Genomic DNA, 26,153 nt, shown 5'->3' with positions numbered 1-26,153 from the left:
AAGAGTTGCTGGCCACTACAAGGAAAGCAGGAAATGCCAATCAAGTTGCCAGCCAAAGGCACTACCTCCAGCAGCACACTCGTTCGCCCCCTGCCCTCGCCAGACGTGAGCACTGTACGCGCCGATACGACCGTGCGCCCGGGCTTTGAAACCTTCAGCGAGATCGGTCCACCGACTCGGCCCTTCCGGCCGACGGACGACGCTGACCTCGATGCGATTACGCCGGTGCCAACGGTCACGGTTCATCCTTCCCCCACGCAGGCCGAAATCCCACATCCCGTCGACCCACCACTGGAGCATTACCGAGTCATGACCGCTGCTGGCTTGCCAGCGGCGAATGCCGAGGGTTTCAGAATGTACAAAGGACGCCAGTACGTCGAGGTGGCTGACGCAGGCATCATACAAATCGGCAGAGATCCGGACACGGGCCTGTTCCGGGCCAGACTGGCAAGCGAGTCCAGACCTTCAGGCCCTGTCTTGCTGCGCGATGGCGATAGCGGGCGCTGGCGGTTGGCCGATGACGGCGAAGTGACTACTGCCCCTCTTACCGATTCTGGCCTGCAAGCGTTTCGCACGGATCTGGACTTCAGCACCAGCGAGCCTGACAGCGACGGCGTGTTTCGACACGACGGCAAACGCTTTGCACTCATCCACGATCATGCTTATCAGGTCATGCTTGATAAGGATGCCTCTACGTCTGGGCAGAAGGTATGGCGCATCGTCAACGCCAAAGACCCTGTGGCTAGTGACAGCGAAAACATCTATCACGCCAGCCGCAGTGGAGAATCTCGGGCCATCGCACTCAGCGTCCGCAATACCTGGGTTGCTGTTTCCACCGGGTTGCTGGGAGGCATGCGCCGCCATGAGGCCATCCCGATTCTGCTGCAACGATATGAGCCCTTCCTCGCAAGGATAAACGAGCTTAACGAATCAGCTGCGCGGTATGACGTGCTCGCGGGTCAGGCTAATGCCCTGGCGAACGGCAGTGCAGGGCGGACGGCGGCGTTGATTGCCGTTGAAGTTCACCTGCTCAGGCACATCAAAAAACAGGCTGACAATTTGCAGGCAATACTCGACCACAAATCCTGGTTGATGCACCTCAAAGCCAACGGGGTTTACGCCGAAGAGCTGCACGCCCTTCGCCTCGATCAGGTGAAATACCTGAACCTGTTGATGAAAGCCATGAACCTGAGGGGCGAGTCTGTATTCACCACGCTGACTGCCGACAACTGTATAAAAGTCATCAGTCTTATGAACAAAAAGCTGAAGCTTCTCGAAGACCGGGAGGTGGTGATGGGGCAGATCCTGAAAGCAGACCGAGGCGCGGCCCCCATACTTGCCAAGCTCCGTAATAAAGTGGCCACGGCCGAGCGCATCAACTTCAACAAGTTGAACCTGTACGTCCACTTGTTCGCAGGCACGCCTGACTACTCTCCAGAAGTGACCATGCGCTCGCTTTACTCCATCGACCTCATCACCGGCGATCTGCAGAACATTCCCGAAGCGGCGCAGCCATTGTCGCTGATGCTGACCCTCGATCAAATCAGAGGCGACAGGGGCCTTTTTGAAGCAGAGGTATCGGCAGGCAGCGTCACAGCCGAGTACGCCAGGGAGATCCTCGCGCTGACCGATCAGTTCGAGACCGGCATCGAAACCCGTTTGAAAGACATCTTTGCCTCGTTCAACCGCAATACCGAACTGCCCAGCCTGGATCAGAACATCGACTTCGACTTCATTCCGCCCCAGCCTAGCGATAGCGTGTCAGCCCGACCGCCGTCGATGAGGAAAGTGTTCCGCACCCGACGGCACGGCACTTCCAGAGTGATGGTTGGCGACACGGAAACTGCTGCAGACGGCAGCGTAATCGTCAAGGTTTCCAACCCGTTCCAGCCCAATGGCCCGGTCGAACGATACGAGAAAAGGCAGGGTGAATGGCTGCCCGTTCGTCCACCCATCGTCAGCACTCCGCGACCGGAACTGATCGCCGGGGCCAACCGTTTATTGGCTGACGTGGAAAAGCACATTGCCGCAGCACGGGCCAAAGAAACCGCGAAAGACAATCCGACGGAAATCATTGAAGACCTGGAAAAAGCCATCGACCCGCTCAACGAGCAGGCACGCCGCCTGCAAAACCACGAAAACGCGGCCGAGGATGCCGAGATCCAGAGCTTGGCCGAGCGCTTGCAAACGGCCGCAGACACACTGTCCGCACATGGCCAAAGCGTGCTCGTGCGGATGTACAAGAACAAGGACGTGCTGGACATTCTGCGCCTGAATTATCTGATCGATCACGCTGAGCTGAATGCCGTCAAAACCGTTGATCGCAAACAGCAGGGCAAAGGCCGGGACAAGTCGTTTCTCGACGTCTATTCGATCCGCGATCGCGCCGACAACGCACCGTTATGGGAAGCGCACTTTCACTACGACAAAGACAACAGCGAGCCGCTAAATTTCACCATCAGGGGCAGCCACCTGAAAACCCTCGAACAGAGCAAGCGCGGCATCGAGTCCCAGCGCCGCGACGAACAGGCCGGCCTGCCCCACGTTGCCATCTGGCGCCAGACCTTCGATGGCAAGACCGCACGCAAGATTTTTGCTCTGGCGAGCGAGGCGACAGCGGCGATCCGCTGACACAGTCAATCAGGCAATGACGCCGAACACGCCAGCAGCTCCGCTCTGCAAGAGTTGCTGGCCACTACAAGGAAAGCAGGAAATGCCAATAAAGTCACCGCCCAAAAGCACCGCCTCGGGCAACACCTCTATTCGACCGGCACCGGACGTGACCACGCCGCGCGTCGATACAACACCGCGTCCGGGCTTTGACAGTTTCAACACGAATGGACTGCCGGCGCGCCCTCTCACACCAACAGGCGACGCTGACCTCAATGCAATCAGCCCGGCGCCCACGGTCACGGTCCACCCTTCCCCGTCACCAGCCCAAACGGTGCGACCTGTCGATCTGCCGCTGGAGCAATACCGGATCATGGCACCTGTTGGCTTGCCGGCGGCCAATGCCGAAGGTTTCAGGATCTACAGAGGGCGCCCCTATGTCGACGTGGTCGACGTCGGGATCGTGCAGGTCGCCAAGGATGCCGACAGCGGTCTGTTCCGCGCCAGGCTGTCCAGCGAATCGAAGCCTTCCGGCCCCGCTCTGCTGCGCGATCCAGACAGTGGGCGGTGGCATAGGCTGGACGAATTCGAACCGATCACCTTTCCCCTGAGCGATAGCCGTCTGGCACCGTTTCGCACACCGCTCGCTTTCAACCACATAGACCCCGACAGCGACGGACTTCATCGCTTCGACGGCAAACTGTATGCATCGATCGACAACCATGCCTATCAGGTGCTGCACGACCCGGACGCCTCGACGCCATTGGCCACCGTGATGCGCATCGTACGCAGTGACGACCCCATCGCCAGCGACAGCGCCAATGTGTATGTCGCCACTCGCCCCCCGGCGTTTCGCCAACCCACGCGCAACAGATCGCCCAAAGTCTGAAGCGCTGCTGGCGTCATCAGAGCGGCAGCATTCTCTGGCTCGAAGCCGGGAACGGCCCACTGCCGGCGCTGAAAGCGGATTTCAGCCACGTTCGGCATCTGACCCTGCAATCGGTGGCCTGGTCAGACTCCGCCAGTACATTGCTCGGCAACTTCTCCGGTCTGGAAGGTCTGCATATCAGCGGATCAACCCTAAGTACCCTGCCGACAGCCATTGCACAGATGCCCGGATTGCACAGCCTGGACCTGAGCACGAACCGTATCGCCCCTCGATGAACGAGCAGCCGCCGGCCTGAGCTCGCTGGACAATCTCAAGCACCTCGACCTGTCAGGCAACCCGTTGGGTAAAACACCTGATTTCTCCGGAATGCCGAACCTCAAGACCCTGAACCTGAGCAACGCAGAGCTGGATCAGTGGCCAGCCGGTCTGCTCAACCAGACCCGGCTGACGCATCTGGACTTGCGCAACAACCGCCTGAACGCGGTCCCAGAGGCAAACCTCAATCCGCCAGCCGAGCAGTTCGAAGCGCTCGCCCGTATCAACAGCGTCACCCTGCTTGAAGGCAATCCGTTCCCGACCGGCTACTGGACAAAACTGGAAGACTTTTGGCAACGGGTGACAACCGAACAACCGGAACTGGGCAACAACGCCGTGGCTGATGCGTTCAGACTTCCCAGCGACATGCCTGAAACTGTCAGCGTGCAGCGGGTCTACCCCAATAAAAACCCAAAGCAGTTGCGCGCGTTTCTCCTGGCTCTGGATGAAGACGGCAAAGCGCAACTGGCACGCCGTGTCGCAGCACTGGACTTACTGGAATCCCAGCTCGACACCTACGTCAACCGCAGCCAGACCGACTCGTTCGGCGCTGATACCCCGGCCAAAATACAGGCGCGCCATATCGCGGATATCATCAAGGCCTGTTGGCTGGATTCGACGCACACGCTGAGGCTGCCGGAGATCAAAGCGCCACTGCCCCCGCTCAGCGCCGACTTCAGTCATGTCAAATCGCTGTTAATCAATGCCGCTACCTGGTCGGGCGACGCCGATACTTTCCTGTCCGGCTTCCCGAATCTGGAACGGCTGGTGATCAATCACTGCAGGCTGGAAAGTTTGCCCGGCCCCATCGTTGCCATGCATGACCTGGTCAACCTGGACCTGTCGGGTAATCGTCTGCAAATGACAGAGGACAGAGCGGCAATACTCAGTGCCATGAATCAGCTTGAGGCGATCAATCTAGGCGACAATCCGGCCCTTGGTTCGATGCCTGATTTCAGCGGCATGTCCAGGCTGAGGCAGGTGCAGCTCAATAACACAGGCATCGATCAATGGCCGAGCGGATTGCAGGACAAGCCCGATCTGATCATTGTGGATCTAAGCAACAATCGCTTGAAGGAAGTACCGCCGACCTTTCTAGATCCACCGCCGAAGCAACTGCTGGCGATCGCCCGGATCAACGCCGTGACCCAACTCGATGGCAACCGCTTTGCGGCCGGTTACGGGAAGAAGTTCGATGACTTTTGGCGGCGCGTCAGCGCAGTCGCTCCCGAGCTGCTGACTCACACCAACTTCGATAGCGACAACTCCGTTGCCCGGCGTTACCAACGGCTGTTTCCAGGCAAGAACATGAAGCAGTGCAGGGAATACCTGTGGAGCCTCGACGCGGACACCGTCGTTATCAAGGTGCGCAGTCTCGAACGAGAATTCAAAGTACTGAAACGCCAGCTCGACGATTGGGTTTTTTCCGGCGGGGGCAATCGGGGCGGCTACATTCGCGCGGATCAACTGGCACTCAATGCGCAGATCCGGACTGATCGGGTCACGGCCAGCAACAGAATCATCAGTTGCTGGCGCCGAGAGGGGCCGCAAGCTCACGCCCATGACGGTACTCCCATCGGCCTGGAGCTCGATCTCAGCAATCTGCGGCTGCCAAGCCTGCCGGACATAGACGCTGACTTCACTCACGTCGGCTCACTCAAACTGGTCAATATGCACCTGAGCACGTCTCCGGAAGGTTTTTTGACGCGTTTCCGCCATATACGCTGGTTGCAACTGTCGCGCAATCAACTGCGCGAACTGCCACCGGCCATTGGCGAAATGAATGGGCTGACGTTGTTGTCCCTGGATAGCAATAATATCACCCTGACCACCGACACTGCCCGCGTTCTCGCGAGCCGCACTACCTTGCGTGGACTGGAGCTGCAGGGAAACCGGCAACTGGGCATCGCCCCGGACATGAGCCAGATCGTCGACATGCGGACTGTCAGTCTGGCCCACACAGGGATCGACACCTTTCCCACTGGCCTCATCCATCAGCCGCTGCTGGATACCATCGCGCTGAACGGCAACCGCATCACGGAAATTCCCGACGCCATTATCGCGCCGCCGAATGATCAATTGGCCAACACGGTGCGCATCAACAACATCACCGACATTTCGAACAATCCACTGTCGGACGCGACGTACACCCGTCTGCTCCAGTACAACAATCGCCTGACAGCCGCCGGAACACCGCTGACAGGCGCAAGGAACATCTCCAGTACAGCCATAGTACGTCCTACGCCCTTGCGCTGGATCAGGAATGATCCGATGAAGCGCTGGACAGCAGGACTCTCCGACGATCAAGTGGCTAACCGCAGGCGTCAATGGCAAACCTTGCGCGACCAGCCGCGTTCCGGCGGTTTGTTCGACACGCTTGAACTCCTGCTGGACAGTGCCACCGGTCACCACGAACTGCAGGGACGAGTCTGGAAGCTGATCGACAGCATCACCGAAAACACGCCGCAGTCCGAACGCTTGCGCAACGAAGTGTTCGATCGCGCGGGCGAAGCGACCTGCTGTGTTCGGGCGGCGTTTACCTTTACCAACCTCGAAGTCATATCAATGACGCACAACGCTGTGGCCCGAGCCAGCGACAAGACTCAGGGGCCAGAACTGTTCAAGCTGTCCAGGGCGTTGTTCCGCTTGCACGAAGTCGACAAAGTCGCCTCGGCAGACATCGCGCAACGCGAAGCCGCAATTGTCGCTGCCAGAACGCCCGATGAGGCCGCGATCCTGCCCCCACCTCATGTAGGAGAAGAAGTCGAAATCAGGTTGTACTATCGCCACGGCCTGAAAGACCGCCTGCAGCTGCCTGGGCAACCGGAAAAAATGGGCTTCTCACGCCTGGTCAAAGTCTCCGACACGCAGCTGGAAAACGCTTACCAGACGGTCATTGCGCGGGATAACTCGGCTGAGGAGTTTCAGGCATTGGTGTCGAGGGAGTTCTGGCAAAAATACCTGACCAGTAAATATCAGGAAACCTTCGAAACCCAGCGTCAGCCGTTTCAGGACCGGCAAGCAGCCTTGGGTGAGTCATTCGAGGCAAACGAAATGTCGTTCGCCGATTACGACGCGCAATCGAAAACGATGCAGGCCGAGTGGATCATCGAGGAAGCGGCCCTGATCGACAAACTGAGCCGCGAGGAACTGGCGCAGTACAAGGCCAGCGGCACTGATGAGGAAGCCGCCGGCACAAGTGCCAGCTGAATGAGGCGAGTGCTGGCCGAGGATTTTCGGCCAGCCTTTATTCGTCGTCGTCGAAGTTGTAGCTGCCCGGCGCGAGGTTTTCGAAGCGGGTGTATTTGCCGATGAACGCCAGGCGGATAAAACCGATCGGGCCGTTACGCTGCTTGCCGATGATGATTTCGGCGATGCCCTTGTGTTCGGTTTCCGGGTGATACACCTCGTCGCGGTAGACGAACATGATCACGTCGGCGTCCTGCTCGATCGCTCCGGATTCCCGGAGGTCAGAGTTGATTGGACGTTTGTTCGGCCGTTGCTCGAGGGAACGGTTGAGCTGAGACAGCGCCACCACCGGGCAGTTGAATTCCTTGGCCAGCGCTTTCAGGGAACGCGAGATTTCCGAAATCTCGTTAGTTCGGTTGTCGCCGCCGGAACCCGGAATCTGCATCAGTTGCAGGTAGTCGATCATGATCAGGCCGATCTCACCGTGTTCACGCGCCAGACGCCGGGTACGCGCACGCATTTCCGAAGGGCTGATACCGGCGGTGTCGTCGATGAACAGCTTGCGGTCATTGAGCAGGTTGACCGCCGAGGTCAGGCGCGGCCAGTCATCGTCTTCCAGTTGGCCGGAACGCACCTTGGTCTGGTCGATCCGGCCTAACGAGGAGAGCATACGCATGACCAGCGATTCACCTGGCATCTCGAGGGAATACACCAGAACGGCCTTGTCGCTGCGCAGTACGGCGTTCTCCACCAGGTTCATCGCGAAGGTGGTCTTACCCATCGACGGACGACCGGCGACGATGATCAAGTCAGCCGGTTGCAGGCCGCTGGTTTTCTCGTCGAGGTCGGTGTAACCGGTAGACAGGCCGGTGATGGCGTTGTCGGTGTTGAACAAGGTGTCGATGCGGTCGATGGCCTTGGTCAGCAAGTCATTCACACCAACAGGTCCACCGGTTTTCGGCCGGGCCTCGGCAATCGCGAAGATCTGCCGCTCGGCTTCATCGAGGATCTCCTCGGCGGTGCGCCCTTCCGGGTTGAAAGCGCTGTCGGCGATCTCGGTGCTGATGCCGATCAGTTGGCGCAACGTCGCACGCTGGCGGACGATCTGCGCATAGGCCTTGATGTTGGCGACGGATGGCGTGTTTTTCGCCAGCTCGCCGAGGTAACCGAGGCCGCCGACTTGCGAGGTCTGACCTTCCTTGTCCAATTGCTCGGCAAGGGTCACGACGTCGATCGGCGAGTTCTGATCGGCCAGCTTGGCGATCGCACGGAAGATCAGGCGGTGGTCATGTCGATAGAAATCGCCGTCGGAGACTTGATCGAGCACGCGTTCCCAGGCGTTGTTGTCCAGCATCAGACCACCGAGTACAGCCTGTTCGGCCTCGATGGAATGCGGTGGCACCTTCAGGGCAGCGGTTTGCAGATCGTATTGCTCGGGAGCGGAGATATCGTTCATGGCCACTTGTGTAGTTTGGAAAAACAGAGAATTCAGAAAGACAAAGGGCACGACCTGTAAACAGGATCGTGCCCGATGTTAACCGTCTGACGGACAAGCCGCCAGCCGATCAGTGTTGCTTAAGCTGCTACCACGACAACGCGTACGGTGGCTTCAACTTCGGCGTGCAAGTGCACAGCCACGTCGAATTCACCCACGTTGCGGATGGTGCCGTTCGGCAGACGAACTTCGCTTTTCGCAACTTCAACGCCGGAGGCGGTCAGTGCGTCAGCGATGTCGTGAGTACCGATCGAACCGAACAGCTTGCCTTCGTCGCCAGCGGTGGCAGTGATGGTCACTTCCAGCTCGGCCAGTTGGGCAGCACGGCTTTCAGCCGATGCTTTACGGTCTGCAGCAGCTTTTTCCAGCTCAGCACGACGCTCTTCGAACGCAGCGATGTTCGCTGGGGTTGCGGCGGTAGCTTTGCCGTAAGGCAGCAGGTAGTTACGACCGTAACCGGCCTTAACGTTTACTTTGTCACCCAGGTTGCCCAGGTTGGTGACTTTTTCCAGAAGGATCAGTTGCATGTGAAAATCCTCTAACTTTTAACCTTCACCGTTCGCGCTGTCGGTGTCTTTCGACACGTGACGACCGCGAAAATCAATCAGGCTGTCGACAATGGCCAGGACCACGAGCAACGGATAGATCAGCTGCATGAACAACAGCAGCGTGACGTACAACCCCACCAGCCAGAAACCGGCCAGTCGCTTTTGCCCGACCAGCCCGTGAATCAGGGCAAGTCCGGCGAACACCAGCGGTACACTGCACAACGGCGTCAACATGGCCATCTGTGCACCGAGATTCGGGCCCAGAAGCATCAACGCCAGCAGCAACATCGCCGGCCCCAGCGGGATCCGGATGGCGCGAAACTCGCGACCAAAACCACCCGGGTTGTACAACAACGCCTGCCAATGCCGCCCGACAATCAGGCTCAGCACGCTGACGATCTGCAACAGCGCCGCAATCAGTCCGGTCAGGACTGGTGCGATCAGGGACGCGAAACGCGCTTGCTCATCAACCGACAATTGCTTGTAGGTCTCACCGAGAAGCGCCGGCATGACCTTTATCAAGGCCTGCGCGAGCATCTCGATCTGGGCCGCAAACGCTACCCCGAGCACCACCGAAAACACCACTCCAATCACTACGCTGACCAGCAGCGTGCGAACCCAGGACTCACTTGCGCGCAAAACCAACGCAAGTCCCGAAGACCCCAGCAGCACCAGAAGTGCCCGTGGGTCATCGGCATACAGCCACCAGATCAACGCTGGCAGCAGCCCCAGAGACAGAACACCCAAGGCGTCCGTCAGTCCGCGCCGCAGCAGCACAAGGCTCCCCGCGGCAGCACCCAACCAATACAACAACGGCAATGTTGCACATCCGGCCACCACGAGAGTGGCCTGCATACGGCCTCGCATGATGAACTCAGCTAAGGCACGCATGCATTCAATCCTTTGCTACTTGTCGACTGCCCGGTCTCAGCGGCCGTGGCTGTCGGTGTAGGCCAGCAGGGCCAGGAAGCGGGCGCGCTTGATAGCGGTGGCCAGCTGACGCTGATAACGAGCTTTAGTACCGGTGATGCGGCTTGGAACGATTTTGCCGGTCTCGGATACGTAGGCTTTCAGAGTGTTGAGATCTTTGTAATCGATCTCTTTCACGTCTTCAGCGGTGAAACGGCAGAATTTACGACGACGGAAGAAACGTGCCATTTGATAGGCTCCTTAATAAGGTCCGTGGATTACTCGTCAGCGTTATCGCTGTCGTTCTCTTCGCCTTCAGCGCTTTCAGCGCCTTCGTGCTCAGGACGATCGCGACGCTCACGGCGCTCACTGCGGTTTTCTTCAGCCTTGAGCATCTCGGACTGGCCGGTAACGGCTTCGTCGCGACGGATGACCAGGTTACGGATCACTGCATCGTTGTAGCGGAAGTTGTCTTCCAGCTCGGCCAGGGCCTTGCCAGTGCACTCAACGTTCAGCATCACGTAGTGAGCCTTGTGAACATTGTTGATTGCGTAGGCCAGTTGACGACGGCCCCAATCTTCCAGACGGTGGATTTTGCCGCCGTCTTCTTCGATCAGCTTGGTGTAACGCTCAACCATGCCGCCGACTTGCTCGCTTTGATCCGGGTGGACCAAAAAGATGATTTCGTAATGACGCATGAATGCTCCTTACGGGTTGTAGCCTGCCGCTCAAAAACGGTCAGACAAGGAGTGAATGACACTTATGGACTTGCTGGCGCGGGGCACATGCGTGCCTGCCGTCACAGCAAGGGGCGCAATTGTAGAGAAGGGGCAGAAGAGGTGCAAGGTAATTGGTGATTATTTGAACAGCAGCTGTAAGCATCGAGCCTCAAGCTGCAAGCGGGTCCGCTTTTAGCTTGAGGCTTGCAGCTATGAGCTTATGGCTTGCGCGAAGCGCTCGCCTTGGCTTTGGCACCGCGCTGACGCTGCGCTTCGAACAGGCACACGCCAGTTGCCACGGACACGTTGAGACTGCTGACGCTACCGGCCATCGGCAGTTTCACCAGATAGTCGCAGTGTTCACGGGTCAGGCGACGCATGCCTTTGCCTTCGGCGCCCATGATCAGAATGGTCGGGCCGGTCAGATCCTGGTCGTAAATGCTGACTTCAGCTTCGCCTGCCGTGCCGACAATCCACAGACCGCGCTGCTGAAGTTTTTCCAGCGTACGAGCGAGGTTGGTTACCGCCACCAGCGGAATCACTTCCGCCGCGCCGCAAGCGACTTTACGCACGACCGGGGTCAAGGTTGCCGACTTGTCTTTCGGCACGATCACCGCCAGCGCACCGGCCGCATCGGCCGAACGCAGGCAGGCGCCGAGGTTGTGTGGATCGGTCACGCCGTCAAGCACCAGCAGCAACGGTGCGCCGTCAGTGCGATCGAGCAGCTCGTCGAGCATCGCATCGCCCCACACCTGGCTCGGGCTGACTTCCGCGACCACGCCTTGGTGGACACCTTCAACCCAGGCGTCCATTTCGCGGCGCTCGGCCTGACCGACCTGGACACGATTTTCGTTGGCCAGCTCAACCAGCGTCTGCACGCGCGGATCGTTGCGGCTTTCCGCCAACCAGATCTGCTTGACGCGTTTCGGGTGGTGACGCAGCAACGCTTCTACCGCGTGAACGCCGTAGATTTTTTCCAACTGACTCATGACTTCGCCTTCGGTTTACGTGCCCCGCCACTTTTGGCTGGAGCAGAACCCGCTTTTGGCGGGCCTTTACGATGTTTGCTCGGTTTGGCTGGCTTGCCGCCGGAGGCCTTTTCAGGCGCCGACCGCCCGGTCTTTCCCCCGGACGCCGCTTTACCACCGTTTTTGGCATCGGAAAGCAGAGCTTTCTTCATTTCACGGCTTTTGCGCAGCTCGGCGTTCTTCGCCACGGCGTCGCTTGGGCGATAGGCTTCAGCAGCCTTTTCTTTGGCCGGACGACGACCAGCGGTTTTCGCTGGAGCCGCCTCGGCTTTTTCCTTCGCAGCGGGTGCGGCAGTTTCAACACCACGCTTTTTGCGACCGATCGGCGCGCTGATGGTTTTTTCAGCCATCTCGAAGTCGATCTTGCGCTCGTCGAGGTCAACGCGCATGACGCGCACTTCAACGGTATCGCCCAAGCGGAAGCTGCGACCGGTGCGCTCGCCCGCCAGGCGGTGATGCACAGGATCGAAGTGGTAGTAATCGCCCGGCAGCGCGGTGACGTGCACCAGGCCTTCGACGTAGATATCGGTCAGCTCGACGAACAGGCCAAAACCGGTTACCGCGGTGATCACGCCCGGGAACGATTCGCCCACGCGATCTTTCATGAACTCGCACTTGAGCCAGTTCACCACGTCGCGGGTCGCTTCATCGGCACGGCGCTCGCTCATCGAGCACTGCTCGCCGAGTTGCTCCAGTGCCGCTTCGTCGTACGGATAGATACGCGCCTTCGGAATGGTCATCGCACCGGCACGACGAACGTGCGGGGTGTCCTGTTTCGAATGGATCACGCTGCGGATCGCACGGTGCGTCAGCAGGTCCGGGTAACGACGGATCGGCGAGGTGAAGTGGGTATAGGCTTCGTAATTCAGGCCGAAGTGGCCCTGATTGTCAGCGCTGTACACCGCCTGACTGAGCGAGCGCAGCATCACGGTCTGGATCAGGTGGAAATCCGGGCGATCCTTGATGCTCGCGAGCAAGGCCTGATAGTCCTTCGGCGACGGGCCGTCCTTGCCTTTATGCAGGGACAGACCGAGCTCCCCGAGGAAGGCACGGAGTTTTTCCAGACGCTCCGGTGGCGGACCGTCGTGGACACGGTACAGCGCAGGAATTTCGTGCTTTTTGAGGAATTCGGCGGTGGCCACGTTGGCTGCCAGCATGCATTCTTCGATCAGCTTGTGCGCGTCGTTGCGGGTGGTCGGACGGATTTCGGCAATCTTGCGCTCGGTACCGAAGATGATCCGGGTTTCCTGCGTTTCGAAATCGATCGCGCCACGCACGTGACGAGCGGCCAGCAGCACCTTGTACAGCGCATAAAGCTGCTTGAGGTGCGGCAGAACGTCGTTGTACTCACCGCGAAGCTGACGCGCCTCGGTGATTTTCGGTGTTTCCAGCATCGCGCTGACTTTGTTGTAAGTCAGACGAGCGTGGGAATGGATCACCGCTTCATAGAAGCAGTAGTCGGTCATTTCGCCGGACTTGGAGATGGTCATCTCGCAAACCATGGCCAGACGATCGACGTGCGGGTTCAGCGAGCACAGGCCGTTGGACAGCTGCTCAGGCAGCATCGGCACCACGCGCTCGGGGAAGTACACCGAGTTGCCGCGCACTTGCGCTTCGTTGTCCAGCGCCGAGCCGATCTTCACGTAGCTGGAAACGTCGGCAATCGCCACGTACAACTTCCAGCCACCGGAGAACAGGCGCAGTTTGCCCGGTTTGGCTTCGCAATAAACAGCATCGTCGAAGTCGCGGGCATCTTCGCCATCGATGGTGACGAACGGCAGATGGCGCAGGTCGACGCGCTTCTCTTTGTCTTTTTCTTCGACTTCCGGCTTGAGCTTGGCGGCTTCTTTCAGAACGGCTTCAGGCCAGACGTGCGGAATATCGTAAGTGCGCAGGGCCACATCGATTTCCATACCCGGCGCCATGTAGTTGCCGACCACTTCGACCACATCGCCTTGCGGCTGGAAGCGCGGCGTCGGCCAGTGGGTGATTTTCACCTCGACGAACTGACCAATCTGCGCGTTGGCGTTGCGGCCCGGCGTCACCAGCACTTCTTGCTGAATCTTCGGGTTGTCCGCGACGACGAAGCCGATCCCACCTTCTTCAAAGTAGCGGCCGACGATGGTTTCGTGAGCACGCGAGACCACTTCAACGATCACGCCTTCGCGGCGACCGCGACGGTCGAGACCGGAAACACGGGCCAGCGCACGGTCACCGTCGAATACCAGACGCATTTGCGCCGGGCTCATGAACAGGTCGTCGCTGCCGTCGTCCGGCACGAGGAAACCGAAGCCGTCACGGTGACCACTGATGCGGCCGAGGATCAGATCAAGTTTATCCACCGGCGCATACGTGCCACGACGGGTGTAGATCAGTTGAGCGTCGCGCTCCATGGCGCGCAGGCGACGGCGCAGGGCTTCGATCTGGTCTTCTGTGGTCAGACCAAACTCTTCGACCAGTTGCTCGCGGGCAGCAGGCGAACCCCGATCAGCGAGGTGCGCCAGGATCAGTTCGCGGCTAGGAATAGGGTTTTCGTATTTTTCCGCTTCACGAGCGGCCTCGGGATCGAGGGACTGCCAATCGGCCATTAGAGAGTTTTCACCTTGTCTATATGCGGGTTAGTTTGGCATAGGCGCCATGAAACGGGAAATTTCCGACTCTATAAGGCCCAACAGAGGCCCTGTAGCGACGCTGGAAAGCCGTTTCGACCACCACCGGTAAAAAAAATCATATTTTTTGCTGACAGGGGTTTACAGTTAAAAAGACGCTCCGTATAGTGCGCGCCATCGACGACGTACAAGCGTTGACGATACTGCCCAGATGGTGAAATTGGTAGACACGCCAGCTTCAGGTGCTGGTGACCTTACGGTCGTGGAAGTTCGAGTCTTCTTCTGGGCACCAATTTCGAGTTTGAGACTAGATCAGTTTCAAGACTCACACAAAACCCGCGAAAGCGGGTTTTTTGCATTCTAAGCCCGGGTTTTCTTAAAACTGATTTATTAAAATTAAATCAGGGGTTTACAGATCAAAAGGCGCTCCGTATAGTGCGCCACATCAACAGCGGCAACGCTTGCGATGATTGCCCAGATGGTGAAATTGGTAGACACGCCAGCTTCAGGTGCTGGTGACCTTACGGTCGTGGAAGTTCGAGTCTTCTTCTGGGCACCAATTCAAATTCAAGGTTACGGCCTTGAATGTCACAGAAACCCGCGAAAGCGGGTTTTTGCGTTTCTGGCTTCCTGAATCCCCCCGTAGGAGCTGCCGAAGGCTGCGATCTTTTGATCTTGTTTTTCAAAGAGCAAAATCAAAAGATCGCAGCCTTCGGCAGCTCCTACAGGAACGCAGAGCCTCTCGCAAGGCGCACTTGAGAAACAATATCGTTTATCATTGTTGCAAGTTTTTGCAATGCGACAGTGAGGAACCCTGCGAATGACGTTTCGAAATACCCTGCGCCGAGGCCTGACCTTCACCCTTCTCGGCCTGGCGCTCGCCACTCCCCTCACCCAGGCTGCCGATGCGGTTTCCCTGACGCTTTATAACGGCCAGCACAAGGAAGTCGGCGACGCGATCGCCAAAGCCTTCGAAGCCAAGACCGGCATTCACGTCAATGTGCGCAAAGGCAGCAGCAATCAGCTCGCCAGCCAGATCATCGAAGAAGGCGACCGCTCCCCCGCCGATGTGATCTACACCGAAGAATCGCCACCGCTGAACAATCTTGGCGAACTGGGCTTGCTGGCCAAGACCGACGACGCCACTTTGGCTGTGCTTCCGGAAAAATATGTCGCCGGTAACGGCACCTGGATCGGCGTCACTGCCCGCGTTCGCGTGGTCGCCTACAACCCGAAACTGGTCGATGAAAAAGACCTGCCGAAATCGGTGATGGAGTTCTCCGATCCGCAATGGCAAGGCAAAGTCGGTTTCGTACCAACCAGCGGTGCCTTCCAGGAACAAGCCGTCGCCATTATCAAGATGCACGGTCGCGATGCCGCCGAAGAATGGCTGACCGGCCTGCGCGCGTTCGGCAAGACCTACAGCAACAACATGGTTGCCCTCAAAGCCGTGGAAAACGGCGAGGTCGCCACGGTGCTGGTGAACAATTACTACTGGTTCGCCCTGCAACGCGAGAAAGGCAAACTGGATTCGAAACTGCATTACTTCACCGGCGGCGACGTCGGCGGCTTGATCACCGTATCCAGCGCAGCCGTGTTGAAATCCAGCAAGCATCCAAAAGAAGCCCAGCAATTTCTTGCCTACATGGCCAGCGAAGAAGGTCAGCGCGTGATCACTCAGACCACCGCGGAATACCCGCTGCACAAAGGCATGGAATCGGATCGCGGGCTCAAGCCGTTCAGTGAGCTGGAAGCGCCGAACGTCACGCCAGCCGATCTGGGCAATGCCGAAGAAGCACTGGAACTGGAACGCGAAGTTGGCTTGAACTGATGACCGCATCGTTATCCGCCCCCGCCGCGCGCGGGGGTTACGTACCAAAGCGCAAGCGGCCATCGATCTGGCTGGTGCTGCCGGTATTGCTTTTGGTGGTGATGAGCCTGTTGCCGCTGGCCTACGTCGGACTGAAAGCCTGGCAGGCCGGTTGGGCCGAAGCGCTGCACTTGTTGTGGCGTCCGTATGTGTTCGGCCTGCTGCGCAACACCTTGGCATTGATGGTTGGCGTAACCCTCACCTGCGGCGTCATTGGTCTGTCGCTGGCTTGGCTGCTGGAGCGCAGTAACTTGCCGGGGCGACGCTTGTGGGGCGTGATTCTGTGCTTGCCGTTCGCGGTACCAGCATTTGTCAGCAGTTTCACCTGGGTCTCTTTGAGCGCGCAGTTCGAAGGGCTCGGCGGGGCGATTCTGGTGATGAGCCTGTCGAAGTACCCGCTGATCTTCCTGCCGGTGGCGGCGACGCTGCGCAATCTCGATCCCTCCCTTGAAGAATCGGCCCGCACCCTCGGGCAAAATCGCTGGGGCGTGTTTTTCCGAGTCACCCTGCCGCTGCTCTGGCCTTCGCTACTGGCAGGCTCCTTGCTGATCGCCCTGCACATGCTGGTCGAGTTCGGTGCACTGTCGATCATCGGCCTGCAAACCTTCACCACGGCGATCTATCAGCAGTTCGAACTGGAGTTCAGCAACGCCAACGCGGCGATGCTCTCCGCCGTGCTGCTGGCGCTGTGTCTGGTGCTGTTGTGGCTGGAATTACGGGTGCGCGGCAAGGGCCGACATGTACGCACCGGGCAAGGCGCGGCGCGTCAGGCTGAGCAGGTTCGGCTGGGGCCATGGGCAGCAGTCGGTCAGTTGTATTGCCTGATGCTGGCGATTGTCGGCAGCGGGATTCCACTGGGCATGCTGGCGTATTGGCTGGCGGTCGGTTCGTCGGCGGCTTTTCCGGTGGCCGCGATTACTGAAGCCCTGCTCTCGTCTTTGGCGCTTTCTCTCGGCGGTGCAGCATTGTGTCTGGTACTGGCGGTGCCGGTCGGGTTGTTGGTGGTGCGTTACAAAGGCCAACTGGCGATCTGGGCCGAACGCCTGCCTTATCTGCTGCACGCGCTGCCAGGATTGGTGATTGCGTTGACGCTGGTGTATTTCGCCCTGCATTACGTGCCGGCGCTGTACCAGACTTCGGGACTGCTGCTGATTGCCTATGCGCTACTGTTCCTGCCGCTGGCACAGGCGCCGATCCGCACAGCCCTGAACAAGGCTGCACCGCAGCTGGAAGAGGCTGCACGCACGCTGGGCGCTTCGTCGTTCACGGCGTTTTGCCGGGTGACGTTGCCGATCATCTTCCCGGCATTGGGTGCGGCTTTTGCGCTGGTGTTTCTGGATGCGATGAAAGAGCTGACGGCGACGTTGCTGTTGAGTCCGACCGGGCTTAACACGTTGGCGACCGAGGTATGGGCGCATACCGCGAATGTCGAGTTTGCGGCGGCGGCGCCTTATGCGGCGTTGTTGATTCTGGTGTCCGGGTTGCCGGTCTATCTGCTGACGACGCGGATGTATCTGAGCCGCTAAAAGATCGCAGCCTGCGGCAGCTCCTACATGGGATTTCGCGTTTCAATGTAGGAGCTGCCGCAGGCTGCGATCTTTTGATCTTAAGCCCTGAACTGTCCCAGGCTTGCCTTCAGTTGCGCCGCCAGACCATCCAGCACCTTGCCACTCGCCGTGGTCTCCACCACCGCCTGCGCCGCTTTCTCGGCCTGCGCATGAATCGTCTCGACGCGCCCGCGCACTGCCTGCGCACCTTGCGCTTGATGGGCCGCAGCCTGCGTTGCCAGGCCAATCGCCGCATGCACCTGCTCGACCGACGCCTGCACCGACTGCTGCAATCGCGCACTGTCGCGCAACACCAGCAAACCTTCGCTGGCCTGGCGCCCGGCCTGACCGATCGCCTCGACCGCCTCACGTGCGCCCTGCTGTAGAGCGACGATGTGCGCCTGAATGTCGCCGGTAGAGCTTTGTGTCTTGCTCGCCAGCGCACGTACTTCGTCGGCCACCACCGCAAAACCACGCCCGGTCTCGCCCGCGCGCGCTGCTTCAATGGCAGCGTTGAGCGCCAGCAGGTTGGTCTGCTCGGCAATTCCGTGAATCACCGTCAACACCACTTCAATCTGCTCGCTCTGCTGCGCCAGTCGCTCGATCACTTTCGCCCCGGTATCGACCTGCCCCGCCAGCGCCTCGATCAGACTGCCGACCTTGGCGGACGTACGAGTGTTTTCGTCAGTCGCCTGGCGAATATCCACAACCTGCTTCAACGCGGCCTGCATGGCATGGCTTTCCGACTGCGCCTCATCAGCCATTTGCGACAGTGCGCGCAGACTCTCCGCCACTTCATCACGCTGCATGCCCGCCGCCGCATCCGCACCGGCATTGCGCAGGGTCATCGCGCCAATCTCGACGCCGGTGCGCTGCGCAACATCGCCCGCCTCGCGCACGATCGGCTGTAACTTATCCACAAAGCGATTGACCGCCGAAGCCATGTCGCCGATTTCGTCCTTGCTGTTGATCTGTACTCGCTTGGTCAGGTCGCCCTCGCCCGCCGCCATGTCATCCATGGCTGCGTTGAGCATCTTCAGGCGATTGACCACACGATGGCCCAACACTACCGCCAGCAACAGCAGCACACCACAACCGACCAGCGCCAGACCCAGGCCAATGCGCCAGCGCAAGGTTGCCGCTGCTTCCTGAACGGTATTGGCAGTATTGGATTTCATCTCGGTCGCAGTGGACTGCGCCGACTGCAGGCGCGACTGCATGGCTTTGGCACTGTCTGCGGCAGCGCCCTTGAGACTGTCGCCGACCAACTGATCACTGCTGGCGATCAACGCCGAGAAGCGCTTGTCCAGCGCCGCCAGATCGGTTTCCATCGAGGCCGTGGACACCCCCATCAGCACCTTGCCGATTTCCACGCCGTTGGGATTGATCGAGGCTTCAAGGTAGTAAACCGACGGATCGTTCTTGGCCGCATCCAGCACTTTATCCAGCGCGCGTTCGCCTTGGCCTTTTTCCAGCAAGGCCTTGTTGATCGGGTTTTCGCGATTGAGATAGCGGGTCAGGTGCTGGCCGGTGGCGTCGTCGTAGACGACGAACAACACATTGGGATTGCGCTGGGCCCGGCGGGCGAACTCGGACAGGGTCGGCACGTCGCTGTCCCACATGGCACGCGGCGCCACCGAGGCGAGCAACTGCGCCATGTCATTGGCCGAATCCTTCAGATCTTTTTCCAGCGTCGCACGCAACTGCGCCTGCTCGTCTTTCAGTCGCAAAGACAGGCCAGCGGTCAGCCGCTGACGGGTACTGGCGGATAAGGCATCAAGACTCGACGTGACTTCACGCCCGGCCTGCTCCAGCTCGCCGGAGAGTTTCTGGCTGTCGGCGCCGAGGCGCACCGCCAAATCTGCTTCCAGCGCCGTGACGGTGCTCCGCGTCAGGGCAACCGCCACCAGCACCTGCACCAAAAGGGCGATACCAAGGGTAACGAACACGGGGCGCAACAAACGGCTTTGTAACAGTGAGAGAACGGCCGACACTGTGAATACCTCTACTTCTGACGCCATTAATTTGATGGCACTCTTGTAGACAGATTCACAGCAAAGGTCATGCCGTCCAACAGGCATAAACGACAAAGGCCCCGATGAAGGGGCCTTTGTTTTTTTACATCAACGACTTATCAAGCAAACGGATGACGCAGAACGATGGTTTCGTTACGGTCCGGGCCCGTCGAAATAATGTCGATCGGCGCGCCGATCAACTCTTCAACGCGCTTGATGTAGGCACGAGCGTTAGCCGGCAGCTCTTCCAGGGTTTTGGCACCCACGGTCGATTCGGTCCAGCCCGGCACTTCTTCGTACACAGGCTGCAGGCCTACGTAGCTGTCAGCATCGGTCGGAGCAACAGCGTTGCCTTCGGCATCTTTGTAGCCGACGCAGATGTTGATGGTTTCCAGACCGTCGAGCACGTCCAGCTTGGTCAGGCAGATTCCCGAGATGCTGTTCACATCGATAGCGCGACGCAGGATAACGGCATCGAACCAGCCGCAACGACGGGCACGGCCGGTGGTCGCGCCGAACTCGTGACCTTGCTTGGCCAGGTGTGCACCGACATCGTCGAACAGCTCAGTCGGGAATGGACCCGAACCAACGCGAGTGGTGTAAGCCTTGGTGATGCCCAGGATGTAATCCAGGAACATCGGGCCAACGCCGGAACCGGTCGCCACGCCACCGGCGGTGGTGTTGGAGCTGGTCACGTACGGGTAGGTACCGTGGTCGATGTCGAGCAACGAACCCTGAGCGCCTTCGAACATGATGTCTTTGCCTGCGCGACGCAGGTCGTGCAGCTCAGCGGTGACGTCGAGCATCAGCGGCTTGAGCAGCTCAGCGTACTCCTTGCACTCGGCCAGGGTTTTCTCGAACTCGATGGCAGGCTCTTTGTAGTAACCGACCAGCATGAAGTTGTGGTAATCCACCAGTTCACGCAGCTTGTCTTCGAAGCGCGGCATGTTCAGCAGGTCGCCAACACGCAGGCCACGACGAGCAACCTTGTCTTCGTAAGCCGGGCCGATGCCGCGACCGGTGGTACCGATCTTCAGCTCGCCACGGGCCTTTTCACGGGCCTGGTCCAGCGCCACGTGGAAGGACAGGATCAGCGGGCAGGACGGGCTGATACGCAGGCGCTCACGCACCGGTACGCCTTTCTCTTCCAGCTTGGTGATCTCGCGCAGCAGGGCGTCAGGTGCAACCACCACGCCGTTGCCGATCAGGCACTGCACGCCTTCGCGCAGCACGCCCGACGGGATCAGGTGCAGGACGGTTTTTTCGCCGTCGATCACCAGTGTGTGGCCAGCGTTGTGGCCACCTTGGTAGCGCACTACGGCGGCAGCATGTTCGGTCAGCAGATCAACGATCTTGCCTTTGCCCTCATCACCCCATTGGGTGCCCAGGACTACGACATTCTTACCCATAACACTTGTCCTCATTCGCGCAAACTTGGTGCCGGCGATGGCCGGCAGGAAAACTCAAGAAGCCAATGGCGATACTTGCCAAAGCCCGTTCTGCTGAATCAATTGCCGGTCGCAGTCCGCATCACGGGCGGCGGCCAAAGGTTGTCCAGGCAACGCCTGAACGACACGCTGACCCTCACTGCGCAACTGGCAAACCTGCTGCCAGAGTGCCGCATCCGTACTGTCAGGCATCCAGATACCGCCAGACGGTAGCTCGATCTCAGCACGCCCCAGGGTCACCAGGGTTTTCAAATCGGTGGAAAAACCAGTCGCCGGACGCGCGCGACCAAAATCCGCGCCGATGTCGTCGTAGCGACCGCCCTGAGCGATGGACTGGCCAACGCCCGGCACGAACACTGCGAACACCACACCGGTGTGATAGTGGTAGCCGCGCAGCTCACCCAGGTCGAAGTACAGCGGCAGCTCCGGGAAGCGTGCCGACAGCCGCTCGGCGATCGCCAGCAAGTCTTCCAGTGCCGCCAAAACCGGCGCCGGCGCATTGGCCAGTCGTTCGCGGGCAGCGCTCAACACCTCACGACCGCCACACAGGTCAACCAGCGCCCGCAGCATGCCGGACAGGTCGGCCGGCAAGCCTTCGGTCAAGGTAATGACCTCGTCGATGGCCTTGCGTTGCAACGCATCGAACAGCTGTTGCTCTACTTCACCGGACAGACCGGCGGCACGCGCCAGACCACGGTAGATGCCGACATGACCGAGATCCATGTGCACATCCGGCACGTCGGCCAGTTGCAGCATGGCCAGCATCAAGCTGATCACTTCAACGTCGCTGCTCGGGCTGGCGTCGCCGTACAACTCGGCGCCCAACTGGATCGGGCTGCGCGAGGACGACAGTGCACGCGGCTGCGCATGCAGCACGCTGCCGGCGTAGCACAGACGGCTCGGGCCTTCGCGACGCAGGGTGTGCGCATCGATACGCGCCACTTGCGGCGTGATGTCGGCACGGAAACCCATCTGCCGGCCCGATTGCGGGTCGATGACCTTGAAGGTACGCAGATCCAGGTCCTGGCCCGCGCCGGTCAGCAGGGATTCCAGGTACTCGATATGGGGAGTCACGACAAACTCGTAACCCCAGCTCTGGAACAGATCCAACACCTGACGACGCGCAACTTCAATGCGCGCCGCTTCCGGTGGCAGTACTTCTTCGATGCCATCTGGCAGCAGCCAGCGGTCTACCGTTGCCATTACGCCATTCCCCTTTGATCCGGGCGGCCAGCCTGCGGGCGAGCCTTGAGTGAAGCAGAAAATGACTGAACCGTTCAAAACGCACGCGCATGAACGACGCGGCGAAAGGCCTGTTAGCGGCTTCGCCCATCACTTTCCTCGAAATACTCTCGGGCCATTCAACCCGATGCCTGCAACAAAACACAGCAATCAAACGTGCAGACGCAAAAAAGCCGGGAATTTCCCGGCTGCCGCATCATACACACGTTTTCCCAAAGGATCACCCCGCCCGAGGTTTTAGCCGCCGGGCGGAATGATTCAGGTCAACGGCGTATCAAGGCTTGGCCTTTTCCAGGTAGTGGAAAAAGTCGCTGCTTGGGTCGAGGACCAATACGTCGGATTTGTTCGCGAAGCTTTCACGGTAGGCGCGCAGGCTACGGTAGAAACTGTAGAACTCCTGATCCTGACCATAGGCCTTGGAATAAATCGCAGCGGCCTGGGCATCACCGTCACCGCGAACCTCTTCGGATTCACGATAGGCTTCTGCCAGCAACACGCGGCGCTGACGATCGGCGTCGGCACGGATGCCTTCAGCCAGCTCGTTACCCTTGGCGCGGTGCTCGCGAGCTTCACGCTCACGCTCGGTGCTCATACGTTCGAACACGCTGCGGTTTACTTCTTTAGGCAGATCGATGGTCTTGACCCGGACATCGACCACTTCGATACCCAGCTCTTTTTCCGCCATCTTGTTCAGCGAAGCAGTGATGTCAGCCATCAGTGCGTCACGCTCACCCGACACCACTTCGTGCAGGGTGCGCTTACCGAACTGGTCACGCAGACCGGATTCCAGACGACGGGACAGACGCTCGTCGGCGATTTGCTTGAGGCCGGAAGTTGCGGTGTAGAAGCGCTCGGCATCTTTCACGCGCCACTTGGCATAAGCGTCGACCATCACGGCTTTCTTTTCCAGGGTCAGGAAACGCTGTGTCGGTGCATCCAGCGTCATCAGACGTGCGTCGAATTTACGCACCTGGTTAACGTAAGGCACTTTCACATGCAGACCCGGCTGAACATCGGCCTGAACCACACGACCGAATTGCAGCAGCACCGCACGCTCGGTCTGAGCGACGATGTAGAAGCAGTTCCAGCCCACCAGCACGACAACGACGCCAACAATAAGGGCGATCAGCGATTTATTGCTCATCAGCGGGTCTCCCTTGTGCGCGACTGCGGCAGGTCAGTGACATGCGGCGTGACGTCCGTGTTGTTGCTGGCGGCAGCCGAACCGGTGACCGGTGCATTGCTGCCCGAACTGTTCTGAATCATTTTGTCCAACGGCAGGTAAAGCAGGTTGCTCTGGCCGTTCTTGTTGCCGGTCACGAGTACCTTGCTGGTGTTGCTGAAGACTTCCTGCATGGTGTCCAGGTACAGACGCTGGCGGGTGACTTCAGGTGCCTTGCGATACTCGGCGACCAGTTTGGTAAAGCGATCAGCTTCACCCTTGGCACGCGAGACCGTCTCGTCACGGTAACCGTTGGCATCCTCAAGGATACGCTGGGCCTGACCACGGGCTTCCGGCACGACGCCGTTGGCGTAGGTTTCAGCCTGGTTGCGCGAACGCTGCTCGTCTTCACGGGCGCGGATCACATCGTCAAAGGCTTCCTGCACTTCACGCGGTGCCGCTGCGCTCTGTACGTTGACCTGAGTGACGGTGATACCGGTGCGATAGGTATCGAGGAAACGTTGCAGACGCTCCTTGATTTCGCTGGCCATCAATTCACGACCTTCGGTCAGCACCTGGTCCATGGCGGTGGAACCCACCACGTGGCGCAGGGCGCTGTCGGTCGCATGTTGCAGGCTGATTTCCGGCTGATCGACGTTCAGCACGAAGTCCTGCAGGTTGCTGATCTTGTACTGCACGGTCAGCGGCACTTCGACGATGTTCTCGTCTTCGGTCAGCATCTGGCCCTGCTTGGTGTAGGCACGCTCACGCGTGACGTTTTCCATGTACTTTTTATCGATCGGCGGGAAGTAGATGTTCAGGCCCGGGCCGACAGTCTCGTAGTACTTGCCGAAGCGCAGCACCACGGCTTGCTCCTGCTCGTCCACTACGTAAACCGCGCTGTACAGCCAGACAGCCGCCAGCACAACGAGGCCGATCCCGAGCAGACCGCCGAAGCCGCCTCTGCTCTTGCCCGAACCACCGCCGTCATCACCACGTTTCTTACCACCACCGAACAACCCGTTCAGGCTTTCCTGCAGCTTTCGGAAGGCCTCGTCGAGATCCGGTGGCCCCTTGCGGTCGCCGTTATTGCGGCGTTTGCCACCCCAAGGATCCTGATTATTCGAGTTGCCACCCGGCTCATTCCAAGCCATAGCGCTCTCCATCTGATAAAGCAAAGACGCACCCACGGCGCGCCGACCAATGCTACAGAATGCCTGCCGTTGCGGCACAACCGCTTTGTCAGGCTTTTATTGCAAAGTGTGTTGCTCGATGAATTCCATCGGCTGCAATCCTTCGCGGCTTACCAGTCGATTCAACTCGACACGGGGCAAACGAACGGCCAGCAAACTGATGCCTTCTTCGTCGTGCTCTTCTTTCTGCACCGCACCGAGTTCGAAAAACTGCGCACGCAGTCGCGCGAATCGTTGCGGCAAGCGCAAGGTACCGATAAACAAATCACTGCCAAGCAATTCGGCGATGGCTTGTTCAAGCAATTCCAGACCACTGCCATCACGCGCCGACAGCCAGACCCGCTGGGGCTTGCCGTTTTCGTCGCGCTGGATTTGTGGCTCAACACCTTCAAGCAAATCGAGTTTGTTATAGACCTCGAGGATCGGCAAGTCCTGGGCACCAATCTCGCCCAGCACCACCATCACCTGCTCGATCTGCAACATGCGATCCGGTTCGGCCGCATCGATCACGTGCAACAGCAGATCGGAATTGCTCGACTCTTCGAGGGTAGACCGAAATGCTTCGACCAGCTTGTGCGGCAAGTGACGAATGAAGCCCACCGTGTCCGCTAGAACGATCGGCCCCAGGTCGTCAATGTCGAGACGGCGCAGGGTCGGGTCCAGCGTGGCGAACAATTGGTCGGCCGCGTAGACATCGGATTTCGTCACGTTGTTGAAGAGCGTGGATTTGCCGGCGTTGGTATATCCCACCAGAGACACGGTAGGGATATCCGCACGGGAGCGGCCGCGTCGCGATTGCTCGCGCTGGCTGCGCACCTTCTCGAGCCGGCCCTTGATCTGGCGTAGGCGAACCCGCAGCAAACGGCGGTCGGTTTCCAGTTGGGTTTCACCTGGACCGCGCATGCCGATACCGCCACCCTGACGTTCAAGGTGAGTCCAGCCGCGAACCAACCGCGTGCTCATGTGGTCAAGCTGGGCCAGTTCAACCTGGAGCTTGCCTTCATGGGTGCGGGCGCGCTGGGCAAAAATATCGAGAATCAGACCGGTACGGTCGATCACGCGACACTCGAAAACACGTTCGAGGTTACGTTCCTGACTGGGCGTGAGGATGTGATTGAAAATCACCAGATCGGCTTCTTCAGCCTTGACCAGGTCGCGCAGTTCCTCGACCTTGCCGCTGCCGATCAGAAATTTGGCGGTTGGCCGATGACGCGGCACGTTAAAAAACGCAACGGTCTCGGCGCCGGCCGAATTAGCCAATTCCTGAAACTCCTGCGGATCTTCGCGCGCCTCAGGGTCCTGTCCATCCAAGTGAACGAGGATCACTCGCTCACCACCACCGTGGCGCTCAAAGAACAAAGGAGA

At 59.2% G+C, this 26,153-nt stretch carries 18 protein-coding genes and 2 tRNA genes; 7 read left to right on the top strand and 13 right to left on the bottom strand.

The window, feature by feature from the left end; all coding sequences use genetic code 11:
* Positions 1-33 precede the first annotated feature (33 nt).
* The 3 genes from PspR84_RS02980 (at position 34) to PspR84_RS02965 (ending at position 7,024) form a co-directional block, all read left to right on the top strand.
* A complete protein-coding gene (locus tag PspR84_RS02980; protein WP_238785203.1) occupies positions 34-2,631 on the top strand; it encodes a hypothetical protein in 2,598 nt (865 codons plus the stop codon).
* Between the two features lie 313 nt (positions 2,632-2,944).
* Positions 2,945-3,499 carry a hypothetical protein gene (locus PspR84_RS02975; protein ID WP_160055368.1) on the top strand — a complete coding sequence of 185 codons (555 nt, stop codon included), beginning with the start codon at positions 2,945-2,947 and terminating at the stop codon, positions 3,497-3,499.
* A gap of 291 nt (positions 3,500-3,790) precedes the next feature.
* Entirely contained in the window at positions 3,791-7,024 is a 3,234-nt protein-coding gene (locus PspR84_RS02965; protein WP_342794696.1) for an NEL-type E3 ubiquitin ligase domain-containing protein, read from the top strand.
* A 37-nt stretch (positions 7,025-7,061) separates the two neighbouring features.
* On the opposite strand, the gene dnaB is transcribed toward PspR84_RS02965, so the two are convergent.
* The 7 genes from dnaB to rnr form a co-directional block, all read right to left on the bottom strand.
* Positions 7,062-8,459, bottom strand: coding sequence for a replicative DNA helicase (gene dnaB, locus PspR84_RS02960; RefSeq protein ID WP_008078305.1), 1,398 nt, complete (start codon positions 8,457-8,459; stop codon positions 7,062-7,064).
* Positions 8,460-8,578: 119 nt separating this feature from the next.
* A complete protein-coding gene (rplI, locus tag PspR84_RS02955) occupies positions 8,579-9,025 on the bottom strand; it encodes a 50S ribosomal protein L9 (RefSeq protein ID WP_008078307.1) in 447 nt (148 codons plus the stop codon).
* A gap of 18 nt (positions 9,026-9,043) precedes the next feature.
* A complete protein-coding gene (locus tag PspR84_RS02950; RefSeq protein WP_016771937.1) occupies positions 9,044-9,937 on the bottom strand; it encodes a hypothetical protein in 894 nt (297 codons plus the stop codon).
* 36 nt (positions 9,938-9,973) lie between these two features.
* On the bottom strand, positions 9,974-10,204 hold the full coding sequence (rpsR, locus tag PspR84_RS02945) for a 30S ribosomal protein S18 (protein WP_002551829.1): 231 nt from the start codon (positions 10,202-10,204) through the stop codon (positions 9,974-9,976).
* A 29-nt stretch (positions 10,205-10,233) separates the two neighbouring features.
* On the bottom strand, positions 10,234-10,653 hold the full coding sequence (rpsF, locus tag PspR84_RS02940; RefSeq protein ID WP_007915844.1) for a 30S ribosomal protein S6: 420 nt from the start codon (positions 10,651-10,653) through the stop codon (positions 10,234-10,236).
* 239 nt (positions 10,654-10,892) lie between these two features.
* The gene (rlmB, locus tag PspR84_RS02935; RefSeq protein ID WP_160055359.1) at positions 10,893-11,663 is read right to left on the bottom strand and encodes a 23S rRNA (guanosine(2251)-2'-O)-methyltransferase RlmB; all 771 of its coding nucleotides are present in this window, start codon (positions 11,661-11,663) and stop codon (positions 10,893-10,895) included.
* Complete coding sequence (gene rnr, locus PspR84_RS02930) at positions 11,660-14,290, bottom strand: ribonuclease R (RefSeq protein WP_160055357.1); 2,631 nt, start codon at positions 14,288-14,290, stop codon at positions 11,660-11,662. The genes rlmB and rnr overlap by 4 nt, the downstream gene beginning before the upstream one ends.
* Positions 14,291-14,516: 226 nt before the next feature.
* Between rnr and PspR84_RS02925 the strand changes: the two genes are divergently transcribed.
* The 4 genes from PspR84_RS02925 (at position 14,517) to PspR84_RS02910 (ending at position 17,707) form a co-directional block, all read left to right on the top strand.
* Positions 14,517-14,603: transfer RNA gene (locus tag PspR84_RS02925), tRNA-Leu, on the top strand.
* A 180-nt stretch (positions 14,604-14,783) separates the two neighbouring features.
* Positions 14,784-14,870 (top strand) — tRNA-Leu (locus PspR84_RS02920).
* Between the two features lie 261 nt (positions 14,871-15,131).
* Positions 15,132-16,142: an extracellular solute-binding protein gene (locus PspR84_RS02915; RefSeq protein ID WP_038360376.1), complete on the top strand. Its 1,011-nt coding sequence runs from the start codon at positions 15,132-15,134 to the stop codon at positions 16,140-16,142.
* Complete coding sequence (locus PspR84_RS02910; RefSeq protein WP_160055354.1) at positions 16,142-17,707, top strand: iron ABC transporter permease; 1,566 nt, start codon at positions 16,142-16,144, stop codon at positions 17,705-17,707. Before PspR84_RS02915 ends, PspR84_RS02910 begins: the two co-directional genes overlap by 1 nt.
* Before the next feature lie 80 nt (positions 17,708-17,787).
* On the opposite strand, the gene PspR84_RS02905 is transcribed toward PspR84_RS02910, so the two are convergent.
* The 6 genes from PspR84_RS02905 to hflX form a co-directional block, all read right to left on the bottom strand.
* A complete protein-coding gene (locus tag PspR84_RS02905) occupies positions 17,788-19,722 on the bottom strand; it encodes a methyl-accepting chemotaxis protein (RefSeq protein WP_160055351.1) in 1,935 nt (644 codons plus the stop codon).
* Positions 19,723-19,862: 140 nt separating this feature from the next.
* Positions 19,863-21,152: an adenylosuccinate synthase gene (locus tag PspR84_RS02900; protein WP_007915835.1), complete on the bottom strand. Its 1,290-nt coding sequence runs from the start codon at positions 21,150-21,152 to the stop codon at positions 19,863-19,865.
* A 54-nt stretch (positions 21,153-21,206) separates the two neighbouring features.
* On the bottom strand, positions 21,207-22,394 hold the full coding sequence (locus tag PspR84_RS02895; RefSeq protein ID WP_007915833.1) for an ATP phosphoribosyltransferase regulatory subunit: 1,188 nt from the start codon (positions 22,392-22,394) through the stop codon (positions 21,207-21,209).
* Between the two features lie 313 nt (positions 22,395-22,707).
* A complete protein-coding gene (hflC, locus tag PspR84_RS02890) occupies positions 22,708-23,577 on the bottom strand; it encodes a protease modulator HflC (protein WP_007915830.1) in 870 nt (289 codons plus the stop codon).
* Entirely contained in the window at positions 23,577-24,749 is a 1,173-nt protein-coding gene (gene hflK / locus PspR84_RS02885; RefSeq protein WP_160055348.1) for an FtsH protease activity modulator HflK, read from the bottom strand. Before hflK ends, hflC begins: the two co-directional genes overlap by 1 nt.
* Positions 24,750-24,845: 96 nt before the next feature.
* Entirely contained in the window at positions 24,846-26,147 is a 1,302-nt protein-coding gene (gene hflX / locus PspR84_RS02880) for a ribosome rescue GTPase HflX (RefSeq protein ID WP_122593812.1), read from the bottom strand.
* Positions 26,148-26,153 lie beyond the last annotated feature (6 nt).

The sequence above is a fragment of the Pseudomonas sp. R84 genome, from assembly GCF_009834515.1.
GTDB lineage: Bacteria > Pseudomonadota > Gammaproteobacteria > Pseudomonadales > Pseudomonadaceae > Aquipseudomonas.
The sequence above is the reverse complement of the archived record's forward strand: the minus strand, read 5'-3'. Positions and strand labels throughout refer to the sequence as shown.

What these genes read in the sequence shown, in the direction of transcription:
- PspR84_RS02980 (WP_238785203.1), top strand. Translation starts at nt 34, where the DNA reads ATGCCAATCAAGTTGCCAGCCAAAGGCACTACCTCCAGCAGCACACTC.
- PspR84_RS02900 (WP_007915835.1), bottom strand. Translation starts at nt 21,152, where the DNA reads ATGGGTAAGAATGTCGTAGTCCTGGGCACCCAATGGGGTGATGAGGGC.
- PspR84_RS02910 (WP_160055354.1), top strand. Translation starts at nt 16,142, where the DNA reads ATGACCGCATCGTTATCCGCCCCCGCCGCGCGCGGGGGTTACGTACCA.
- dnaB (WP_008078305.1), bottom strand. Translation starts at nt 8,459, where the DNA reads ATGAACGATATCTCCGCTCCCGAGCAATACGATCTGCAAACCGCTGCC.
- hflK (WP_160055348.1), bottom strand. Translation starts at nt 24,749, where the DNA reads ATGGCTTGGAATGAGCCGGGTGGCAACTCGAATAATCAGGATCCTTGG.
- rnr (WP_160055357.1), bottom strand. Translation starts at nt 14,290, where the DNA reads ATGGCCGATTGGCAGTCCCTCGATCCCGAGGCCGCTCGTGAAGCGGAA.
- PspR84_RS02895 (WP_007915833.1), bottom strand. Translation starts at nt 22,394, where the DNA reads ATGGCAACGGTAGACCGCTGGCTGCTGCCAGATGGCATCGAAGAAGTA.
- PspR84_RS02950 (WP_016771937.1), bottom strand. Translation starts at nt 9,937, where the DNA reads ATGCGTGCCTTAGCTGAGTTCATCATGCGAGGCCGTATGCAGGCCACT.
- rplI (WP_008078307.1), bottom strand. Translation starts at nt 9,025, where the DNA reads ATGCAACTGATCCTTCTGGAAAAAGTCACCAACCTGGGCAACCTGGGT.
- hflC (WP_007915830.1), bottom strand. Translation starts at nt 23,577, where the DNA reads ATGAGCAATAAATCGCTGATCGCCCTTATTGTTGGCGTCGTTGTCGTG.
- rlmB (WP_160055359.1), bottom strand. Translation starts at nt 11,663, where the DNA reads ATGAGTCAGTTGGAAAAAATCTACGGCGTTCACGCGGTAGAAGCGTTG.
- PspR84_RS02915 (WP_038360376.1), top strand. Translation starts at nt 15,132, where the DNA reads ATGACGTTTCGAAATACCCTGCGCCGAGGCCTGACCTTCACCCTTCTC.
- rpsR (WP_002551829.1), bottom strand. Translation starts at nt 10,204, where the DNA reads ATGGCACGTTTCTTCCGTCGTCGTAAATTCTGCCGTTTCACCGCTGAA.
- rpsF (WP_007915844.1), bottom strand. Translation starts at nt 10,653, where the DNA reads ATGCGTCATTACGAAATCATCTTTTTGGTCCACCCGGATCAAAGCGAG.